Raw genomic sequence first — 17,191 nt, 5'->3', positions numbered from 1 at the left:
TGTGACCGACCCGACGTCTCAGTTCGCGGCGACGGCCTCCTGCTGACGGCGCCACCGGATGCCGGCCTCGATGAACGAGTCGATGTCGCCGTCGAGGACCGCCGAGGTGTTGCCGGTCTCCTGCTCGGTCCGCAGGTCCTTGACCATCTGGTACGGGTGCAGCACGTAGGAGCGCATCTGGTTGCCCCAGCTGGAGCCCTCGCCCTTGAGCGCGTCCATGGCGGCGCGCTGCTCCTCCTGCCGCTTGGCCAGCAGCCGCGCCTGGAGCACGCGCATCGCCGCGGCCCGGTTCTGGATCTGCGACTTCTCGTTCTGGCAGGACACCACGATGCCGGTGGGCAGGTGGGTGATCCGGACGGCGGAGTCGGTGGTGTTCACGCTCTGCCCGCCGGGGCCCGACGACCGGAAGACGTCGATGCGGATCTCGTTCTCCGGGATCTCGACGTGGTCGGTCTGCTCGACGACCGGCAGCACCTCGACGCCGGCGAACGACGTCTGGCGGCGGCCCTGGTTGTCGAACGGCGAGATCCGCACCAGCCGGTGGGTGCCCTGCTCCACCGAGAGCGTGCCGTAGGCGTAGGGCTGCTTGACCGCGAAGGTGGCCGACTTGATCCCGGCCTCCTCGGCGTAGGAGGTGTCGTAGACCTCGACCGGGTAGCGGTGCCGCTCCGCCCAGCGCAGGTACATCCGCATGAGCATCTCGGCGAAGTCCGCGGCGTCGACGCCGCCGGCCTCCGAGCGGATGGTCACCAGCGCCTCGCGGGCGTCGTACTCCCCGTTGAGCAGCGTGCGGACCTCGAGCTCGTCGATCTCCTTGCGCAGCGCGGCCAGCTCGCGCTCGGCCTCGGCCGCGGTGGCCTCGTCGGACTCCTCCTCGGCCATCTCGTGCAGCACGCCGACGTCGTCGAGCCGGCGGCGCAGCTCCTCGACCCGGCGCAGGTCGCCCTGCAGGTAGGACAGCCGGGAGGTCAGCGCCTGGGCGGCCTCGACGTCGTTCCAGAGGTCCGGCGCGGCGGCCTGCTCCTCGAGCTCGGCCACCTCGCGGCGGAGCCGGTCGACGTCGAGGACGGACTCGATGCTCGAGAGGGTCGTGTCGAGTTCGTCGAGGACGACGGAGAAGTCTGCGGCCACGTCGATCCAGGGTAGTGCGCCGCCCGTCCGGGAGCGCCGGGCGCGCGGTCAGCCGATCCGCTCGGCCATCCACCGGGGGACGGCGTCCGGCGGCCGCGGGTGGTCGCGCAGCTCGGCGACCAGCGCCTCCCGCGGCAGCGGCGGGCCGTCGGGCTCGGCGTCGGCGTTGAAGATCGGCAGCAGCCGGCTCGTGGCCCGGTCGAGGGTCATGTCCGTCTGCAGCCAGGTGCCGCGCTCCGGCGTCCACATGACCCGCTTGAGCTCCTCGACGGCGGTCCGGACGGCGGCGGTCGCCGGCACCGGGACCGGCTCGCCGTCGGCGGGCCCGGCGGTGAGCAGGTCGCGCCGGACGTCGCCGACCACCGTGGCGCGGTAGCGGACGCGGGCCGCGTCGGCCGGGACGGCGGCGAGCAGGGCGGCGCCGAGGTCGCGGAGGACGGCGGTCGTGTCGCGGGCGGGCGGGGTCACGCCCGCCATCCTCGCAGCGGCCGCCCGGGTGACCGGGCCGGCACCGGGTACCCCTCCCCCATGAGCGAGCCGCGGCGCCGGCGCACCCGCGAGGAGTACGCGCGGGGCCTCCCCGACCACCACGACCCGACGGCGGGCATCGGCGGCGCGGCGCCGGCGCAGTCGGCGCTCACCCTCCGGCTGGTGCTGGCCGCCTTCGGGCTGGTCGTCTGCACGGTGTTCGGTGTCCTGTGGTGGCGCACCGACCTGCCGACGTGGCCCGCGGTGGTGCTGTTCGTCCTCGCCGCGGTCGCGCTGGTCGACCTGGTGGTCGTCGCCCGGCGCAAGCTCCGCGGCGAGCCGGGCTGACGGCGGGAACGCGCGCGCGGTGACGGCGGTTGCAGCGCGACGTCGACCGCCGAGCGGGAGGAGCGCGGCATGCGCGCCGTCGTGTACGAGGAGTACGGGGAGCCCGAGGTCCTGCACGTCGCCGAGGTGGCGGAGCCGCACGCCGGGCCGGGGCAGGTCCGGGTCGCCGTCCGCGCGGCGAGCGTGAACCCGTTCGACTGGAAGCAGGTCACCGGCCTGGTGGCCCGCGGCGACCGGCCGGCCGGGCCGACCGTGCCCGGCGCGGACGCCGCCGGGGTGGTGGACGAGGTCGGCGAGGGCGTGACCGGGGTGCAGGTCGGCGACGCGGTGTTCGGCCTGGGCCGGCGGACCGCCGCCGAGCACGCCGTCCTCACCGCGTGGGCGCCGAGGCCGCCGGAGGTGTCGTTCGAGGTCGCCGCCGGGTTGGGCGTCGCCGGGGAGACCGCCGTCCGGGTGCTCGACCTGCTCGGGCTGGACGCCGGCCGCACGGTCGTCGTCGACGGCGCGAGCGGCGGGGTCGGCGCGACCACCGTGCAGGTCGCCGTCAGCCGCGGGCTCGGCGTGATCGGGACGTCGTCGCCGGCCAACGCCGACTTCGTCCGCTCGCTCGGCGCGCTGCCGACCGCCTACGGCGAGGGCCTGGCCGACCGCGTGCGCGAGCTCGCCCCCGACGGCGTGGACGGCGCGGTCGACACCGCCGGGCGGGGGTCGGTGCGCGACCTGGTCGCGCTCACCGGCGACCCGGGGAGGGTGGTCACCATCGCCGACTTCGGCGCCGGCGGGCTCGGCGTGCACGTGACGACGTCCAGCGCCGGCGCCGCGCCCCGGCTGGCCGAGGTCGCCGGGCTGGCGCGGCAGGGCCGGCTGCGGCTCCCGGTCGCCGGCAGCTACCCGTTCGAGCGGGCGGCCGAGGCGTACCGGCGCAGCCGCGAGGGCCACGTCCGCGGCAAGCTCGTGCTCGTGCCCTGACCGGGCCCCCGCCCGGGCCCCCGACTAGGGCTCGCGCGTCTCGGCCACCACCCAGCGCAGGTAGTCGGGGCCGCCGCCGACCAGCGGCAGCGCGATGACGCACGGGACGTCGTAGGGGTGCAGCTCGGCGGTGCGGGCGACGATCGCCGGCACCAGCGCGGCGCGGGTGTGCAGCGCGACGCGGGCCTCCGGGTCGTCGTGCACCTCCCCCGCCCACCGGTACACCGACCGGATCGCGGCGAGCTGGTGGCCGCAGGCGGCCAGCCGCTCCTCCACCAGGGTCCGCGTGTAGCCGGCCAGCCAGTCGGCGTCCGGCCCGGTGACCACCACCTCGACGACGTCCACGGCGGCCATCCTCCGGGTGCGTGCGCCGCCCCGCGCCGGGTAGGGGCCGCCCATGAGCGACGACCTGACACTCGAGATCGACGGTGAGACGTACGTGGTGCGGCAGGGCGCCGAGGGGCTGCAGGTGGGCCGCCGCAACGGCGGCGACGTGAGCTGGCTCGACGACGTCGACCCGGCCCTGCTGCCCGAGGACGCCCGCGCGGCGCTCGCCGAGGGCGACACCTCCAACGAGGCGCTGCGCACCGCGCTCGGCGGCATCGTCCAGGCCGAGGTCGAGCGCGGCGGCTGACCTCCGCCCGGGACGGCCGCCCGGTCCCCCCGGCGGCCGTCCCGGTCAGCGGTACGCGTACGGCGCGAGCGCCCGCGCGACGGGCGCGCGTCCCCGGGGACGTGGGTGCCGCCCGGTGTCCGAGGCGCCGCTCACCCCCAGGGCGCCGCGTAGTACCAGGCGGCGTCCAGGTCGGCGACCGTGTGGCCGGCCCACTCGATGTGGATCTCCATCAGCCGGCGCTCGGGCTCGACGGGGCCCCACGCCTCCCAGGCCGGGTCGACGCCGGGTGGGCTCTGCCGGTACCACCCGCCCTCCGCCGTGGTGGTGAGCGCCGGGTCGGCGAGCCCGTCGAGCTCGGCGATCCGCGCGTCCAGCGCCGCCTGGTCGGGGTACTGGACGAACGTGGCGTAGATGCCCGAGGGGAGCGTGCAGACGATCACCGCGACCGCTTGCACCGTGCTGCGTGGCTCCGAGAGGTCGCACGTGGCGTCGCCCCAGCCCCCGGGACCGGGCGCGGGTGGCACCAGGGCGTTGAACGCGGCTGCCAGGTCCGCGGCCGCCAGCCAGGGGCTGACCTCGAGGGGGACGGTGGCGCTGGACGACGGGGCGTCGCCGGAGTCGTCGACGGCCACGACCGTGTAGTCGTGGCGCCCCGGCGGCGGGTCCTCGTCCAGGAAGGTCGTGCCCGCGGCCTGCGCGTCGAGCACCTCGTCGTCGCGGCGGACCTCGTAGTGGCCGGCGTTGTCGACCGGCGTCCACGACAGCTCCACGCCCGAGATCAGCACCTCGGCGGACAGGTCGCCGACGGGGTGCAGCGCGCTGACCACCGGTGCCGCCGTCGTCAGGTCGGAGCGTTCGCCGTCGTCGGCGACGGCGGCCACCGAGTACTCGGCGCGGACGCCGCTGCCCACGTCGGTGTCGAGGTACGACGTCCCGTCGGACCGGCCGAGCGGGACGCCGTCGCGGTGCACCTCGTAGCCGGCGGCACCCTCGACCTGCTGCCAGCGGAGCTCGACGCCGCCGGCCCGGACGTCGGCCGTCACGGAGGCCGGGCGGTCCAGCGCCCACGGACGCCAGAGCACGACGCCGACCGCCGCCGCGGCGAGCAGCAGCACGACGGCGGCCGCCACCGGCCACAGCCACCGGCGGCGCGGCCGGGAACGGGACCCGCCGGCGGGCGGCGGGAGGGGAGGCGGGCCCTGCGGGCCGGTCGGCGGCGGGCCCTGGGGACCGGTCGACGGGCCGGCGCCGTACGGCCCGCTCGGGAGGCCGGTGTCGTACGGCCCGCTCGGGGGGCCGGTGTCGTACGGCCCGGCCGGCGCGCTCCGCGGGCCCGGGACCCCGGCGACGGTGGGCGCCGTCCACGCCGGGACCCCGGCCTGCCCCGGGCGCGGCGGGACCGGTCCCGGCCCGGGCGGTGGCGGTCCCGGGTACGCCGCGACCGGTGCGCGGCCCGAGGACACGGTCGTGGGCGCCGGGGCGAACACGTCCCGGACGGCGGCGGCGAGGGCGGCGCAGGACGCGGGGCGGTCGTCCGGGTCGGGCGCCAGGGCCCGCCGCAGCACGTCCCGCAGCGCCGGCCGGCCGGGCGGGAGGGCGTCCCACGCCTCCGGCCGCGGCCCGGCGAGGACCGCGCCCATGACGGCCAGCGAGGACTGCTGGTCGAACAGCCGCCGCCCGGTGAGGAGCTCGTAGGCGACACAACCGAGGGCGTAGACGTCGACCGCGCCGGTGATCGGGCGGTCGAGCAGCTGCTCGGGCGCGGCGTACGGGAGGCTGGCCAGCAGGGCGCCGGTGTCTGTCAGCGGGCGCGAGGAACTGCTGTCGCGGGCGATGCCGAAGTCGGTGAGGATCGCCCGCTCCCCGCCGGTGCCGCCCCGGGCCAGCAGGATGTTGGCGGGCTTGACGTCCCGGTGCACCAGCCCCATCTCGTGGGCGTGGTCCAGGCCGCTGCCCACGGCCTCGAGGACCCGGACCAAGCGTTGCGGCGCCAGCGGGCCCTCCTGCCGCAGCACCGCGTCGAGGTCGGGGCCGTCGACGAACTGCATGGTCAGCCACAGCCGGCCCTCGTCGCAGCCGCGGTCGTGGACCCGCACGAGCGCCGGGTGGTCGAGCCGGCAGGCCAGCTCGGCCTCGCGCTCGAAGCGCGCGGCGAAGGACGGGTCGGCGGAGAGGTGGGCGTGGATGACCTTCATGGCGTCCTGCCGCGGCAGCCGCGGGTGCTGCACGAGCAGGACCGACCCCATGCCGCCCGACCCGAGCGGCCGGATGACGCGGTACCCCGCGAAGACGTCCCCTGGCGCGAGTTCCATCCCCGCCCCCCGTCGCCCCGCCCCGGTCCCCGCCGTCCGCCTCGGAGGCGACCCGAGGAGGCGGACCGTAGGCCCGCCCGCCGCCCCGGCCGGGACCCGTTCCCGCCGGCTCCGCGCGGCCGGCGCGGGGCCCGTGCGTGGCGTGACCCTCGCGGCCGCCTCGAGGGCGCTCCGTCACCGGCGCGGAGCGACGACGCCCCCGCCGGGAGCCCCGGTCCGGCAGGGCCCTTCGACCCTCCGCGGCGTCGCGCGGCGGTCCTAGCGTCGGCCCCGGACGCCGATCACGCGGCGCCCGAGGCGCCACCCCGGGGAGTCGCCATGACCACCTCCACCGAACGGCCGCCCACCGCGGTCGAGCAGCCCGCCGCCGCCGGACCGCCCGCCGCGGCCGAGCAGTCCCAGCGGCCCGCCGACGACGCGGCCACCCCGCTCACCCCGGAGAAGCGCGGCATCGAGGAACGCGGCTGGCTGCTGTTCGCGATCGTGGTCACCTTCATCGTGCTCGCCTTCGCCGGGATGATCGTGCTCACCGCGCTGGGTGGCGGCACGACCTACGTGCCCTGGAACGGCTGACCGCCCTCACCCCGACAGCGCGCCGTCGGGCGGCCGCACCGCCCGCCGGCGCACCTGCTCGCCCAGGCCGAGGACGTCGAGCGCGTCGAGCAGCACGTCCCGGCACGCCTCGAACCGCTCGTCGCCGACCGCGGCGCGCACCCGCGCGTCGACGTCGGCGCGGGCGTCTCGGGCCACCTGCACCACCCGCCGCCCGGCCGCCGTGAGCGCCACCGGGCGCCGCCGCCGGTCGTCGGCGTCGCCGGCCGGCCCGACGTAGCCGAGGTCGGCCAGCTCCCCGAGCGCCTTCGACACCGCCTGCTGGCTGACGCCGAGCTCGACGGCGATCTCCGTCGCGGTGGCCGGCCCGGCCAGCAGGCGCTGCACGAGGTAGCCGTGCCCGCGGCGCAGCCCGGTGCCGTCGAGCGCCTGCAGGACGGCGTCGTCGACGGCCGTGCCGAGCAGGGAGAGGACGGAGGCGAGGTCGAGCTCCGCAGACCTGGACACACAACCATGGTTGTGCAACTTTGCGTCCATGACAACCACGGCACCGGACACGGACGTCGCCACGGTCGTCCGCCGCTACTACGCCACCGTCGCCGACCTCGCCGCGAGCGAGGACGACCTGCGCCCGCTGCTCGACGCGCGGCTGCGGGTGGTGGAGCACCCGAACGCCGTGACGCCGCGCGGCGCCACCCGCGACCTCGCGGGGACGCTCGCCGGGTTCCGCGCCGGGAAGGCACTGCTGGCCGAGCAGTCGTTCGAGGTCCACGAGGTGCTCACCTCCGGCGACCGCGCCGCCGTCCGGGCAACCTGGCGCGGCACCGTCGGCGTCGACGCCGGCCCCTCCCGCGCCGGCCAGGAGCTCCTCGCGCACGTCGCCGCGCTGCTCACCGTCCGGGACGGCCGCGTCGTCCACCACGAGACCTTCGACTGCTACGAGCCCCTGCCCTAGGCCGGTCAGTCCATCTGCCAGCCGATCAGCGCCTGGGACGTCGGTCCGAGGAACCACGCCAGGACGAGGACGCACGCCACGGCGACGGCGGCGTACGCGAGCGCCGTGCGCGGTGCCGGGCGGAGCGTCCGCCCGACGCTGAAGCCGCACGCCACGAGCACGAACACCAGCGTCAGCGGCGCGAGGGCGATGGACAGCACCGCGGCCAGGCGGAGCCACCCGCCGAGGTGGGGGATCGTCGCCGGCCACAGGTCCTTCGGGTCGTGGGATCCGGAGGCCACCTCGGCGAGCGGCAGGTGGTGCAGGCCGTTGGCGACGTACGGGACGACGACGCCGAGCACGTAGAGGAGGACGGCGCCGAGGGCGACGGCGCCCAGGCGGACGGCGCCGCGCGTCGTGGTCACCGCTCCCCGCCCTCCGCCCTCGTGCGGCGTGACGGGTCGATCCTGAGCTCGCCGTCGAGGATCCGCAGCTGTCCCTCCGTCAACGGCTCCTGGTCTCGGTCGGCCTCTCGGTACACCGTGTGCTTCTCGGTCAACTCGTCCAGCACGCGGCGCTCCTCGCGGGCGTCGGCCGTGTCCTGACGGTCCCGATCCGTGAACCGGACGATCGCCACGGGTCCCCCTCGGCCGGACGGCAGTCCCTGCGCACGAGTAGACACCCGACGGCGAGCCGGAGCCGGACGTCCCGGGCTGCGGGGCCCGCGCCGCCCTCGTCGGGCGAGGCGCCCCTCGCGGCGGGTCACTGCTGGGCCGCGAACCGCTCCTCGAGCAGACGGTTCACGCAGGCCTCCGCCTCGTCGACGGCGCGGGCGTTCTCCCCGCTGGGGCACCGGTCCCACGAGGTGCGGGCGACGCCGAGCGCGATGTAGGCGACCGAGATGTCGTAGTCGAGTTGGTCGATGCTGGTGATGGACGGGCTCATCACGACCTCCGCGATCCGTGCCTGTGAGCTGCACGTTAGGCCCCGGGTGTGACGGTTCCGTTGCCCCGAGGACGCCGGCGGATGCCGATCCGTCCCGTCCGGCACCTCCTCCTCACCGGCGTCGCCACCGACCCACCGGAGGACGACGGACGGCGGTCCCGTGACCGACCCCCCTCACGCGCGAGCGGGCCGACCCACTGGCACCCCGAGCGCGGGGAGTCGTCGGGGAGCGTGCCGGCGGGTCACGAGGAGGTGCGGGACCGCGCAGCACACCGGCCACGCCGACGTGCTGCGGGAGTCGATCGACGGCCGGAAGGCGATCGGCTGACCTGACCTCCGTCGGGACGCCCGGGGCCGGTCCTCAGCGGTCGACGTAGCGGTCGGTCTCGACGACGAACCGACCGGTGGCGGTGTTGGCGTCGACGAACTCCGGCAGCAGCGGGATTCGCACGGTCACCGTGGCGCAGACGGAGAACTCCTCCCCCGGCGCGAGGGTGGGCGCGTACGCCGCCGCCCCGCACTCGGCGCCCGCGGGGGCGAAGGACAGCCGCACGTCGGTGGCGTCGACCGACTGGTCGGCCACCGCCAGCTGCGCCGCCCGCTCCGCCCGCGCCAGCCCGGTGCCGACATCGGGAGCGGTGGCCAGCGCGCGGCCGGCCTCCCGCGCGGCGGCGGTCGCGGCGAACACCCCGCGCTGCACGGCGGAGAACCCGGCGACGACGTAGACCAGCGGCACGAAGACCACCAGCGCGACGAAGACGAACTCCACGACCGCCGACCCGCGCTCCCCCGACCCCAGCCGGGCGCGCAGCCACCTCACGCGGCCTCCTCCACCGCGCGGCCGGTGACGTCCAGCGGCAGCAGGTCGCCGAGACCGGCCAGCAGCGTCGGCACCGCGCCGCTGCAGCGCACGCTCACCAGCGCCAGCCCGGTGTCGTCGACCTCCTCGGCGGCGGTGCACACCAGCCCCTCGGCGGTGCCGGCCGTCGTCGCCCGCGCCACCGCCTCCAGCGCCCGGCCGGTCGCCGCGTCGGCGGGCACGTCGGCGTTGGCCGCGTACCGGGCGCCCTCCTGCGCGCTCGCCGTCACCACGTTGCGGACGTGCACGTAGACGGCGACCTGCAGCACCGCCAGCAGCAGCACGACGACGAGCACCGACACCAGCACGAAGTCGACGACGGCGCTGCCCCGCTCCCCGTCGACCGGTTCAGCCGCCATTCGTGACGGAGGCCAGTGCGTTCTGCACCGCCGACACGATCGCCTCGCGGAACGGCACGAGGATGGCCAGCACGAGGGCCGCCGTCATCACGGTGATCATCACCCAGCCGGGGACGTCGCCCCGCTCGGGATCCTCGTCCCGCAACCGCGCGGCAGCCGCCCTGCTCAGGGCCGTGGTCAGGGTGAGCAGCCAGGTCAGCGCCCGCATCCGTCGTCCTCCTCCGTTGTGCACCGGCGCTCACCGCGCCAGCGAGACGATGCTGATCAGCCCCGGGAACAGGGCGAACAGGACGGTGACCGGAAGCACCAGGAAGACGACCGGCACCATCATGGCGATCTCCTTGCGGCCGCCGGCCTCGAGCAGCCGGCGCTTGCCGGCCTCGCGGACGTCGGCCGCCTGCGCGCGCAACACCTCGGCGAGCGGGGTGCCGCGCTCGATGGCCACCAGCAGGCCGTCGACGAAGCGGGCGAGCGCGTCCACCGAGGTCCGGTCGGCCACCTGCTGCAGCGCCGCCGTCAGCGGGACGCCGGCCCGCGCCCGCCCGAGCGCGCCGCCGAGCTCGCGGGCCAGCTCGCCGCCCGAGAGCCGGGTGACCCGGGCGATCGCCGCGGCGGGCCCCTCCCCCGCCGTCACGGCCAGCGCGAGGAGTTCGGCGACGACGGGGAACTCCGCGAGCAGCAGGTCCTCGCGGCGGCGCACCTGTTGGGTCAGCCACCAGTCGCGGCCGAGCACCCCGCCGAGCAGGCCGGCCAGGCACAGCAGCGCCACCGACAGCACGTTGACGCTGCCGGCCAGCAGCGCACCGAGTGCCGCGAGCAGCGCCGCACCGAGCAGGCCGAGCCCGCCCCAGACGACCTGCTCGACGCGCAGGTCCTCCACCGTCTGGTCGCTGCCGAGCGCGTCGAGCCGGCGCCGGACGGCGGAGCGCCCCCCGAGCACGCGGTCGACGAAGCGGGCGCCGTCGGTCACGACCGGGCCGAACACGCGGCGCGCGGCGGTGAGCAGGCCCGGCTCGGTCGCCGTCCCGAGCAGTCGCGACGGCGGCGGGGTGTCGTGCACGTAGGGCGCCAGCCGGTCGACCAGCCGCACGGAGCGGAACGGCGGCGCGAACGTGACGACGAGCAGCAGACCGGCCGCGGCCGCACCGCCCAGCAGCATCCCGAGCAGCGTCACCGCGACACCCCGCCGCTCCGCGGCCCGTTCGCTCCGCTCCTCGCTCGCCGGCGCTCGCCGCGGTGCTCGCTCACTGGAGCACCCGCACGTCCTGCGGCAGCCGCCCGATCCGCATCATCAGCCGGTAGGCCACGAGACAGACCACGCCTCCGCCGAGGAGCAGCGCGGTGCCCAGCGGTGAGTCGTAGGCGGCCAGTGTCGTCGACTGGGTGGCCAGCAGCAGGAGCACCGCCCACGGCGCGGCGACGGCGAGCCGCGCGGCCTGCACGACCCAGCCCTGCCGCGTCTCCAGCTCGGCGCGGGCGCGGGCGTCCTCGCGGAGGAAGCCGGCCAGTGTGCGCAGGACCCGGCCGAGGTCGCTGCCGCCGACCTCCCGGGCCACCCGCAGCGTCTCGACGATCCGGTCCCCCACCGGGTCGGCGAGGTCGGCCTTGAGCCGGTCGAGGCTCTCGCCGAAGCGGCCGGTGGAGCGGTGGTCGGCGGCGAACCGGGCGAACGGCGGGCGCAGCACCTCCGGCCCGCGCGTGGCCAGCGCGGCCAGCGACTCCGGCAGCGACAGCCCCGCGCGGACGGCTGAGGCGAGGTTGTCGACCACCTCGGGCCACACCTCGCGCAGGTCGGCCCGGCGACGGGCGGCCAGCCGGCGCACCTGCACGGGCGGCAGGGCGGCGGCGAACACGCCGAAGGCGAGGCTGACCGTCACCGTGCCGGTGGTCAGCAGGACGACGACGAGGGCCAGCAGCCCGAGGCCGGCCTGCAGCGCGACCAGCTGCGCCGGGTTGATCCCGGTCAGGCCCGCCTCGGCCAGCAGCCGCGCCCGGCGGCCGGGCCGGCGCGGGACGGCGCGCCGCTGCGGTGCCCGCGGCCCGCTGCGCCAGACGAGCAGCAGGCCGACGCCGAGCAGCAGCCCGAGCAGCGCGCCGGTCAGCTCCACGCCGGCGTCCCGAGGAGCGCGGCCAGGTCGTACCCGGCGGCGGCGAAGCGCTCGGCGTGCGGCGGGAAGCCCTCGGCGCGGACCAGCCGCCCGTCCCGGGTGGTGAAGACGTCGGCCAGCTCGATGACGCCGTCCTCGGCGCGGCCGGGCACCGCCACGACCTCCCGCACCCGGCGCTGGCCGGAGGCCTCGGTGGCCACGTGCACCACCAGGTCGACGCTGGCCGCGACCGTCGGGACGACGAAGGCGTGCCCGATGTTGTCGCCGGCCAGCAGCGGCAGCGTGCACATCTTCACCACGGCCTCGCGGGCGCTGTTGGCGTGCAGCGTGCACATCCCGGGCAGGCCGGAGTTGAGCGCGATGAGCAGGTCCAGGCACTCCTCCTGCCGCACCTCGCCGACGACGATCCGCGAGGGCCGCATCCGCAGCGCCTCCTTGACCAGCCGGCGCAGCGGGATCTCCCCGGCGCCCTCGAGGTTGGGCTGGCGGGTCTGCATCGCGACGACGTCGGGCAGCGGCACGCGGAGCTCGAAGACCTCCTCGCAGGTGATCACCCGTTCCCTCGCCGGGATCGCCGCGCACAGGCAGTTGAGCAGGGTGGTCTTGCCGGCCTGGGTGCCGCCGGAGACCAGCACGTTCAGGCCCGCGGCGACGGCGGCCTCGAGGAAGCGGGCGGCCTGCGTCGTCACCGTCCCGGTGGCGACCAGCTCGTCGAGGCCGTGCGCGCGCAGCACGAACTTGCGGATGTTGACCGCCATGTGCCGCCGGGTGATGTCCGGGATGACCACGTGCAGCCGCGAGCCGTCGGGCAGCACCGCGTCGACGAAGGGCTGGCTCATGTCGATGCGCCGCCCGGAGCTGCGCAGCATCCGCTCGACCAGGTCGGCCAGCTCGCCGGCGCCGAGGATCGTCGTCGTCAGCTCGCTGCGGCCGCGGCGGGCGACGAACACCCGGCCCGGCTCGTTGACCCAGATCTCCTCGACCTCGGGGTCGTCCAGGTGCCGCTGCAGGGGACCGAACCCGGCCACCCGGTCGAGCACGTCGCGCACCACCGACTCGGGGTCCCCGATCGGCGGCAGCGCCGAGGTCAGCGACCGCTCGGAGTAGTCGGCGACGACGTCGCGCACCAGCACGCGGACCGGCGCGGGATCGGTGAACGGGTCGAGCCCGCGGCGCCGGATGAGCTCGCGCACCTCGCCGTCGACGACGTCCAGGGCACTCGTCGCAGTCGGCACCGCACCCCCGTCTTCCCTGTCCCGACCCCGTTCGGGACGTCGGGACGATAGGGAGACGGAGGCGTTCCGCGGGAGGGCGATCAGCCGATCTGTGGACAGCGCGTGCGCGGCCGCGGTCGCACGCCACCCGGCCAGGTGACACCCGTCAGGGCTCGTCGGAGCGGCAGGATCGAACCGCCGAGAGGGCGGATGCCCTCCGTCGCCAGACCTCCGGGATGCCGGGCTCCGCCCGGCGGGAACTCAGCGCTTGCGGAAGATCAGGTAACCGATACCGAGGATCACGTCGACGGCGACCCAGAGGAAGACGATCACCATGACGCCGATGCCGGCGCCCACCGCCGTGCCGGCCTGGCAGGCCGTGAGGGCGTCGCCCACCTGGCCGTCGCAGTTGTCGGCGGCGCTGGAGGCGCCCCCGATGATCCAGATGAGGAACAGCGCCTGGATCGCGAGGAAGACCCAGCGGAAGACGTGGCGCTTCTTCTTGACCGGGGCAGGGGCCGTCTGGGACATCGACTCTCTCCGTTCGGGACGTCTCGGTGCGAGACACGCACACCGGGACCGAGGCACGGTCGCCGGTCACCCGCCGTCGTCGGCGAGCGCCGGAACGCTAGGTCGGCAGGTCAGCCGCGCGTGGGATTTCCGGAACGACGCGGTATCGCTGTCCACAGTCGTTCGATCAGGTCCCAGGGACCTCAGCCGTGACGGCCGGCGCAGCCGCTCCTGACGGCGGCGCCGCCGAGCGGGTGCGCCGACGCAGCGTTCCGGCGCCCCGGGTGCGGCGCGAGCGCACACGCTCGGCGGGAACAGAACCGGCGGGCGGGGTGCTGTACGGCACACCCCCACGACCGCGAGGAGATCGCGCGCATGCCGGTCCTGCTCCAGTCCCGTGTCCCCGCTCCCTCCGCCGCGCCGGTGCGCCGGCGCCGCCGCGGATGGCTCAGGGCGGGCATCGCCGCCGCCGTCGTCGTCCCGGTCGGGGTGGTCGTGGCCGACAGGGTGGGTGACTGGACGCCGCCGTTCGAGCAGGAGACCGTCGACCGCAGCACGAGGCCGCTGCTGCTGGCCATGGCCGACCTCGACGAGTACCACGCCGCCACCGGCACCTTCCAGGTCGTCGTCGACCAGGAGACCGACACCGCCTGGGTGCCGTCGGCGATCAGCGGCGAGCGGGTGCAGTTCCTCGCCACCGGCGACGTCGACGCCTACGTGGACTTCGGCGCCCTCGGGGAGGAGAGCGTCGACCTCTCCCCCGACGGCACGGCGGCCACCATCACCCTCCCCGCCCCGCAGCTGGCCGAGGCGCGGATCGACCCGGACGAGAGCCGGGTGCTCGACCGCGACCGCGGCCTCGTGGAGCGGCTGGGCGACGCGTTCGCCGACGACCCGACCGACGAGAGCGAGCTGTTCGCGCTCGCCGAGCGCCGGCTGGAGTCCGCCGCCGCGGACAGCGACCTGCTCGACCGCGCCGAGGACGGCACCCGCGACATGCTCACCACGCTGGCCCGGTCCCTCGGCGTCGACGACGTCACGGTCACCTTCGAGCCCGCGCCCGGGGCGGCCGGCTGACCTCCCCCGGCGTCAGACCGGGGACCTCAGCGCCCGCGGCGCGCGGGGCAGCGGCACGATCGCGGGCACCCCGCCGCGGGCCGTGGCCTGCTCGAGGAGCAGCGCCTCGGCGTCGCAGCGCTCCAGCGGCCTCGCGAACAGGTAGCCCTGCGCGGTGTCGCAGCGGCCCTCGGCCAGCAGCCGCGCCTGGTGCTCGTACTCGACGCCCTCGGCGAGGACCTCCAGGCCCAGCGTGCGGCCCAGGTCGATGGTGCCGCGCACGATCGCCGGCAGCGGCTCGCCCTCGGCGATCGCGCCGACGAACGAGCGGTCGACCTTGAGCACGTCCACGGTGAACTGCCGCAGGTGGGCCAGCGACGAGTAGCCGGTGCCGAAGTCGTCCAGCGCCAGCCGCACGCCCAGCGCCCGCAGCGCGCCGAGGCACGCGGCCGCCCGCTCCGGGTCGCCCACCAGCGCCGTCTCGGTCACCTCGAGCACCAGCGCACCGGCCGGCAGCCCGCTCCCGGCCAGCGCCGCGGCGACGCAGCCGACCAGGTCCGGCGAGGTCAGCTGCGAGGCCGACACGTTGACCGCCATCGTGGTGTCGCCGAGGTGCCGCCAGGCCGCCGCGGTCGCGCACGCCTCGCGCAGCACCCAGCCGGTGATCTCGTCGATGAGGCCCGCCGCCTCGGCCACCGGCACGAACCGGTCGGGGCCCACCGGGCCCAGCCGCGGGCTGTCCCAGCGCAGCAGGGCCTCGAAGCCGGTCAGCCGCCGGTCGGCCAGGGCGACCACCGGCTGGTAGACCAGCCGGAACTCGCCGCGCGCCACCGCGCCGTGCAGCTCCTGCTCCAGCTCGCGGGCGGCCTGCGCCGCCGCGCGCATGCCGGGCTCGAACCGCCGCACGCGGTTGCGCCCGTCGAGCTCGGCCGCGTACAGCGCGAGGTCGGCGTCGCGGACCAGCGCGTCACCGGCCACGGCCCCGCGGCCGACGGCCACGCCGATGCTGGCCGACACGGTCACCGTGCCGCCGGGCAGCGCCACCGGCCGGGAGAGCACCTCGAGCACGCGGGAGGCGGTCACCAGGGCCTCGTCGTCGCCGACGCCGGCCTGCTCGACCAGCACGGCGAACTCGTCCCCGCCCAGGCGGGCCACGGTGTCGTCGGCGCGGACGGCGCCGCGCAGCCGCGCCGCCACCTCGCGCAGCAGCGCGTCGCCGGCGGCGTGGCCGAGGGAGTCGTTGACGGCCTTGAAGCCGTCGAGGTCGAGGGAGAGCACGGCGGCCGAGCCGCCGCCGCGCACGGTGCGGCGCAGCGCCTGTCCCACGCGGTCGCTGAACAGCGCGCGGTTGGCCAGGCCGGTCAGCCCGTCGTGCAGCGTCGAGTGGGCCAGCGCCTCCTCGGCGCGGCGGCGTCCGGTCACGTCGGTCACGTGGACGACGACGCCGCCGACGTCGGGGTCGTCCCCGAGGTCGACCAGCCGGATGCCGATCCAGCGGTCCCCGCCGCGGTGGCGCGCGGGCAGCTCGGCGTCGACGACGCCACCGCCGGCGGCCAGGGCCCGCGCGAACAGCTCGCCCGTCAGCTCGGGGTCCACCCCGGCCAGGCGGACGGCGTCCGCGGCGGAGGTGACACCGCCGGCCACGGTCCCGAGCAGTGCGGCCAGCGGCGCCGGGTCGCTGAGCAGCCGCCCGTCACGGGAGACGACGAGGACCGCGTCGGAGGAGTGCGCGGTGAGCTTGGCGGCGAACCGCTCCCGCGAGCGCACCAGCGCCCGGGCGGCGGCCTCGCCGCGCAGCAGCAGCGCGGCGCGGACGAAGACCAGCGCGGTCAGCGAGACCACGGCCAGGAACACCACGCCCGAGTCGTGACCGTGCCCGCGGACGTGCAGGACCGCGTCCACACCCGGCGGCACCAGCAGCGCACCCAGGCACACGGCCAGCCGCGCCAGGCCCGTCCGGTCGTCCTCGCGGGGGCCGGCGACGGCGACGCCGGCGGCGCAGTGCCGGACGGCGAGCGCGAGCAGTGCGCTGCCCAGCAGCCAGCCGGAGTCCAGCCATCCGCCGAAGCCCTCGGCGTCGGCGTCGAGCAGGTAGGCGACGTCGGAGACCAGCCAGCAGGCGCACGCGGCGGCCACCGCCAGCGACGTCCGCTCCCCCTGCCGGCGGGTGACCAGCAGCCGCACGACCAGGCCGATCAGCGCCGCGTCCAGCGCCGGGTAGAGCGCGAGGACGACGCGGTCGAGCAGGGGGAGGCCGGCGTCGGCGACCGTGGTGGCGATCGACAGCTCCCACACGACGAGCAGCGCGGCCACGAACACGACCAGCGCGTCGATCCAGCCGGCCAGGCGCTGGTCGCGGTCGGGGTGCCGGTCGCGGGCCAGCAGCGCGAGCGAGGCGAGGAGGGAGACGTAGCTGCCCAGGTACACGGCGTCGGCGATCCCGACGTCCGTGCCGGACCCGGTCAGCGACACCTGCACCTGCCAGACGACGTCCGCGAGCGCGGACAGGCTGACGCCCAGGGCGAGCAGGACGGCGACCGGCCGCCGCCCCGCGCGCTGCACCCAGGCCCACGCGGCGACGACGGCCAGCCCGACGACGGTGAAGTAGAGCGCGGTGCCGGCGGCCGTCCCGTACAGCAGCCCCTGCAGCGCGACCACCGCGAGCAGGAGGGTGCACGCGACGACGGCCCCCGGCCGCCTGCCCACGACGCCGGCGTCCACGCCGACGCCCCCGGTCCCCTTCGACACACGCCGGACATCGACGCGAAACGAATGCGTCTGGAACAGGGACAGCGAGTGTTCCCCCGCGA

Annotated in this window: 22 protein-coding genes; 6 read left to right on the top strand and 16 right to left on the bottom strand. The window is 76.5% G+C overall.

Annotated elements, in window-relative coordinates; translation table 11 throughout:
- Positions 1-18: 18 nt before the first annotated feature.
- Together prfB and ACI79Z_RS08630 are read right to left on the bottom strand one after the other, a co-directional pair.
- Positions 19-1,131, bottom strand: a complete 1,113-nt coding sequence (gene prfB, locus ACI79Z_RS08635) for a peptide chain release factor 2 (protein ID WP_387986106.1) — start codon at positions 1,129-1,131, stop codon at positions 19-21.
- 48 nt (positions 1,132-1,179) lie between these two features.
- Positions 1,180-1,599 (bottom strand): hypothetical protein, encoded by a 420-nt coding sequence (locus ACI79Z_RS08630; protein WP_387986107.1) that lies wholly within the window; start codon positions 1,597-1,599, stop codon positions 1,180-1,182.
- Positions 1,600-1,659: 60 nt separating this feature from the next.
- Here ACI79Z_RS08630 and ACI79Z_RS08625 point away from each other — a divergent pair, with 60 nt between their 5' ends.
- Both ACI79Z_RS08625 and ACI79Z_RS08620 read left to right on the top strand, forming a co-directional pair.
- Positions 1,660-1,947, top strand: a complete 288-nt coding sequence (locus tag ACI79Z_RS08625) for a DUF6343 family protein (protein ID WP_387986109.1) — start codon at positions 1,660-1,662, stop codon at positions 1,945-1,947.
- Positions 1,948-2,016: 69 nt separating this feature from the next.
- Positions 2,017-2,916: an NADP-dependent oxidoreductase gene (locus ACI79Z_RS08620; RefSeq protein ID WP_456902356.1), complete on the top strand. Its 900-nt coding sequence runs from the start codon at positions 2,017-2,019 to the stop codon at positions 2,914-2,916.
- Positions 2,917-2,940: 24 nt separating this feature from the next.
- On the opposite strand, the gene cutA is transcribed toward ACI79Z_RS08620, so the two are convergent.
- On the bottom strand, positions 2,941-3,270 hold the full coding sequence (gene cutA, locus ACI79Z_RS08615) for a divalent-cation tolerance protein CutA (RefSeq protein ID WP_456902355.1): 330 nt from the start codon (positions 3,268-3,270) through the stop codon (positions 2,941-2,943).
- Positions 3,271-3,313: 43 nt separating this feature from the next.
- Between cutA and ACI79Z_RS08610 the strand changes: the two genes are divergently transcribed.
- Positions 3,314-3,550, top strand: coding sequence for a hypothetical protein (locus ACI79Z_RS08610; protein ID WP_387986117.1), 237 nt, complete (start codon positions 3,314-3,316; stop codon positions 3,548-3,550).
- A 131-nt stretch (positions 3,551-3,681) separates the two neighbouring features.
- On the opposite strand, the gene ACI79Z_RS08605 is transcribed toward ACI79Z_RS08610, so the two are convergent.
- The gene (locus ACI79Z_RS08605) at positions 3,682-5,844 is read right to left on the bottom strand and encodes a protein kinase domain-containing protein (protein WP_456902354.1); all 2,163 of its coding nucleotides are present in this window, start codon (positions 5,842-5,844) and stop codon (positions 3,682-3,684) included.
- A gap of 318 nt (positions 5,845-6,162) precedes the next feature.
- Between ACI79Z_RS08605 and ACI79Z_RS08600 the strand changes: the two genes are divergently transcribed.
- Positions 6,163-6,417 (top strand): hypothetical protein, encoded by a 255-nt coding sequence (locus ACI79Z_RS08600; protein WP_387986122.1) that lies wholly within the window; start codon positions 6,163-6,165, stop codon positions 6,415-6,417.
- A 6-nt stretch (positions 6,418-6,423) separates the two neighbouring features.
- On the opposite strand, the gene ACI79Z_RS08595 is transcribed toward ACI79Z_RS08600, so the two are convergent.
- Positions 6,424-6,903 (bottom strand): MarR family winged helix-turn-helix transcriptional regulator, encoded by a 480-nt coding sequence (locus ACI79Z_RS08595; RefSeq protein WP_456902353.1) that lies wholly within the window; start codon positions 6,901-6,903, stop codon positions 6,424-6,426.
- Between the two features lie 28 nt (positions 6,904-6,931).
- On the opposite strand from ACI79Z_RS08595, the gene ACI79Z_RS08590 reads away from it, so the two are divergent.
- Positions 6,932-7,351: a nuclear transport factor 2 family protein gene (locus ACI79Z_RS08590; RefSeq protein ID WP_456902352.1), complete on the top strand. Its 420-nt coding sequence runs from the start codon at positions 6,932-6,934 to the stop codon at positions 7,349-7,351.
- A gap of 5 nt (positions 7,352-7,356) precedes the next feature.
- Here the strand turns inward: ACI79Z_RS08590 and ACI79Z_RS08585 are convergent, their stop codons facing one another.
- The 10 genes from ACI79Z_RS08585 to ACI79Z_RS08540 all read right to left on the bottom strand — a co-directional run bounded on the left by ACI79Z_RS08585 (position 7,357) and on the right by ACI79Z_RS08540 (position 13,346).
- Positions 7,357-7,755, bottom strand: a complete 399-nt coding sequence (locus ACI79Z_RS08585; RefSeq protein WP_456902351.1) for a hypothetical protein — start codon at positions 7,753-7,755, stop codon at positions 7,357-7,359.
- The gene (locus ACI79Z_RS08580) at positions 7,752-7,967 is read right to left on the bottom strand and encodes a hypothetical protein (RefSeq protein WP_456902350.1); all 216 of its coding nucleotides are present in this window, start codon (positions 7,965-7,967) and stop codon (positions 7,752-7,754) included. The genes ACI79Z_RS08585 and ACI79Z_RS08580 overlap by 4 nt, the downstream gene beginning before the upstream one ends.
- 125 nt (positions 7,968-8,092) lie before the next feature.
- Positions 8,093-8,275, bottom strand: coding sequence for a hypothetical protein (locus tag ACI79Z_RS08575; protein ID WP_387986130.1), 183 nt, complete (start codon positions 8,273-8,275; stop codon positions 8,093-8,095).
- Between the two features lie 361 nt (positions 8,276-8,636).
- The gene (locus tag ACI79Z_RS08570) at positions 8,637-9,095 is read right to left on the bottom strand and encodes a hypothetical protein (RefSeq protein WP_387986131.1); all 459 of its coding nucleotides are present in this window, start codon (positions 9,093-9,095) and stop codon (positions 8,637-8,639) included.
- Positions 9,092-9,493, bottom strand: a complete 402-nt coding sequence (locus tag ACI79Z_RS08565; RefSeq protein WP_387986134.1) for a TadE/TadG family type IV pilus assembly protein — start codon at positions 9,491-9,493, stop codon at positions 9,092-9,094. The genes ACI79Z_RS08570 and ACI79Z_RS08565 overlap by 4 nt, the downstream gene beginning before the upstream one ends.
- Positions 9,483-9,701, bottom strand: coding sequence for a hypothetical protein (locus ACI79Z_RS08560; protein ID WP_387986135.1), 219 nt, complete (start codon positions 9,699-9,701; stop codon positions 9,483-9,485). The genes ACI79Z_RS08565 and ACI79Z_RS08560 overlap by 11 nt, the downstream gene beginning before the upstream one ends.
- A gap of 30 nt (positions 9,702-9,731) precedes the next feature.
- A complete protein-coding gene (locus tag ACI79Z_RS08555; protein ID WP_456902349.1) occupies positions 9,732-10,667 on the bottom strand; it encodes a type II secretion system F family protein in 936 nt (311 codons plus the stop codon).
- Between the two features lie 70 nt (positions 10,668-10,737).
- Positions 10,738-11,601 carry a type II secretion system F family protein gene (locus tag ACI79Z_RS08550; RefSeq protein WP_387986141.1) on the bottom strand — a complete coding sequence of 288 codons (864 nt, stop codon included), beginning with the start codon at positions 11,599-11,601 and terminating at the stop codon, positions 10,738-10,740.
- Positions 11,592-12,836, bottom strand: coding sequence for a CpaF family protein (locus ACI79Z_RS08545; protein ID WP_456902348.1), 1,245 nt, complete (start codon positions 12,834-12,836; stop codon positions 11,592-11,594). The genes ACI79Z_RS08550 and ACI79Z_RS08545 overlap by 10 nt, the downstream gene beginning before the upstream one ends.
- A 240-nt stretch (positions 12,837-13,076) precedes the next feature.
- The gene (locus ACI79Z_RS08540) at positions 13,077-13,346 is read right to left on the bottom strand and encodes a hypothetical protein (protein ID WP_387986145.1); all 270 of its coding nucleotides are present in this window, start codon (positions 13,344-13,346) and stop codon (positions 13,077-13,079) included.
- 354 nt (positions 13,347-13,700) lie between these two features.
- On the opposite strand from ACI79Z_RS08540, the gene ACI79Z_RS08535 reads away from it, so the two are divergent.
- A complete protein-coding gene (locus ACI79Z_RS08535) occupies positions 13,701-14,402 on the top strand; it encodes a DUF4230 domain-containing protein (RefSeq protein ID WP_387986147.1) in 702 nt (233 codons plus the stop codon).
- 12 nt (positions 14,403-14,414) lie between these two features.
- On the opposite strand, the gene ACI79Z_RS08530 is transcribed toward ACI79Z_RS08535, so the two are convergent.
- Positions 14,415-17,129 carry a putative bifunctional diguanylate cyclase/phosphodiesterase gene (locus tag ACI79Z_RS08530; protein WP_456902347.1) on the bottom strand — a complete coding sequence of 905 codons (2,715 nt, stop codon included), beginning with the start codon at positions 17,127-17,129 and terminating at the stop codon, positions 14,415-14,417.
- Positions 17,130-17,191 lie beyond the last annotated feature (62 nt).

It is taken from the genome of Geodermatophilus sp. SYSU D00663 (assembly GCF_054050655.1).
The sequence above is the reverse complement of the archived record's forward strand: the minus strand, read 5'-3'. Positions and strand labels throughout refer to the sequence as shown.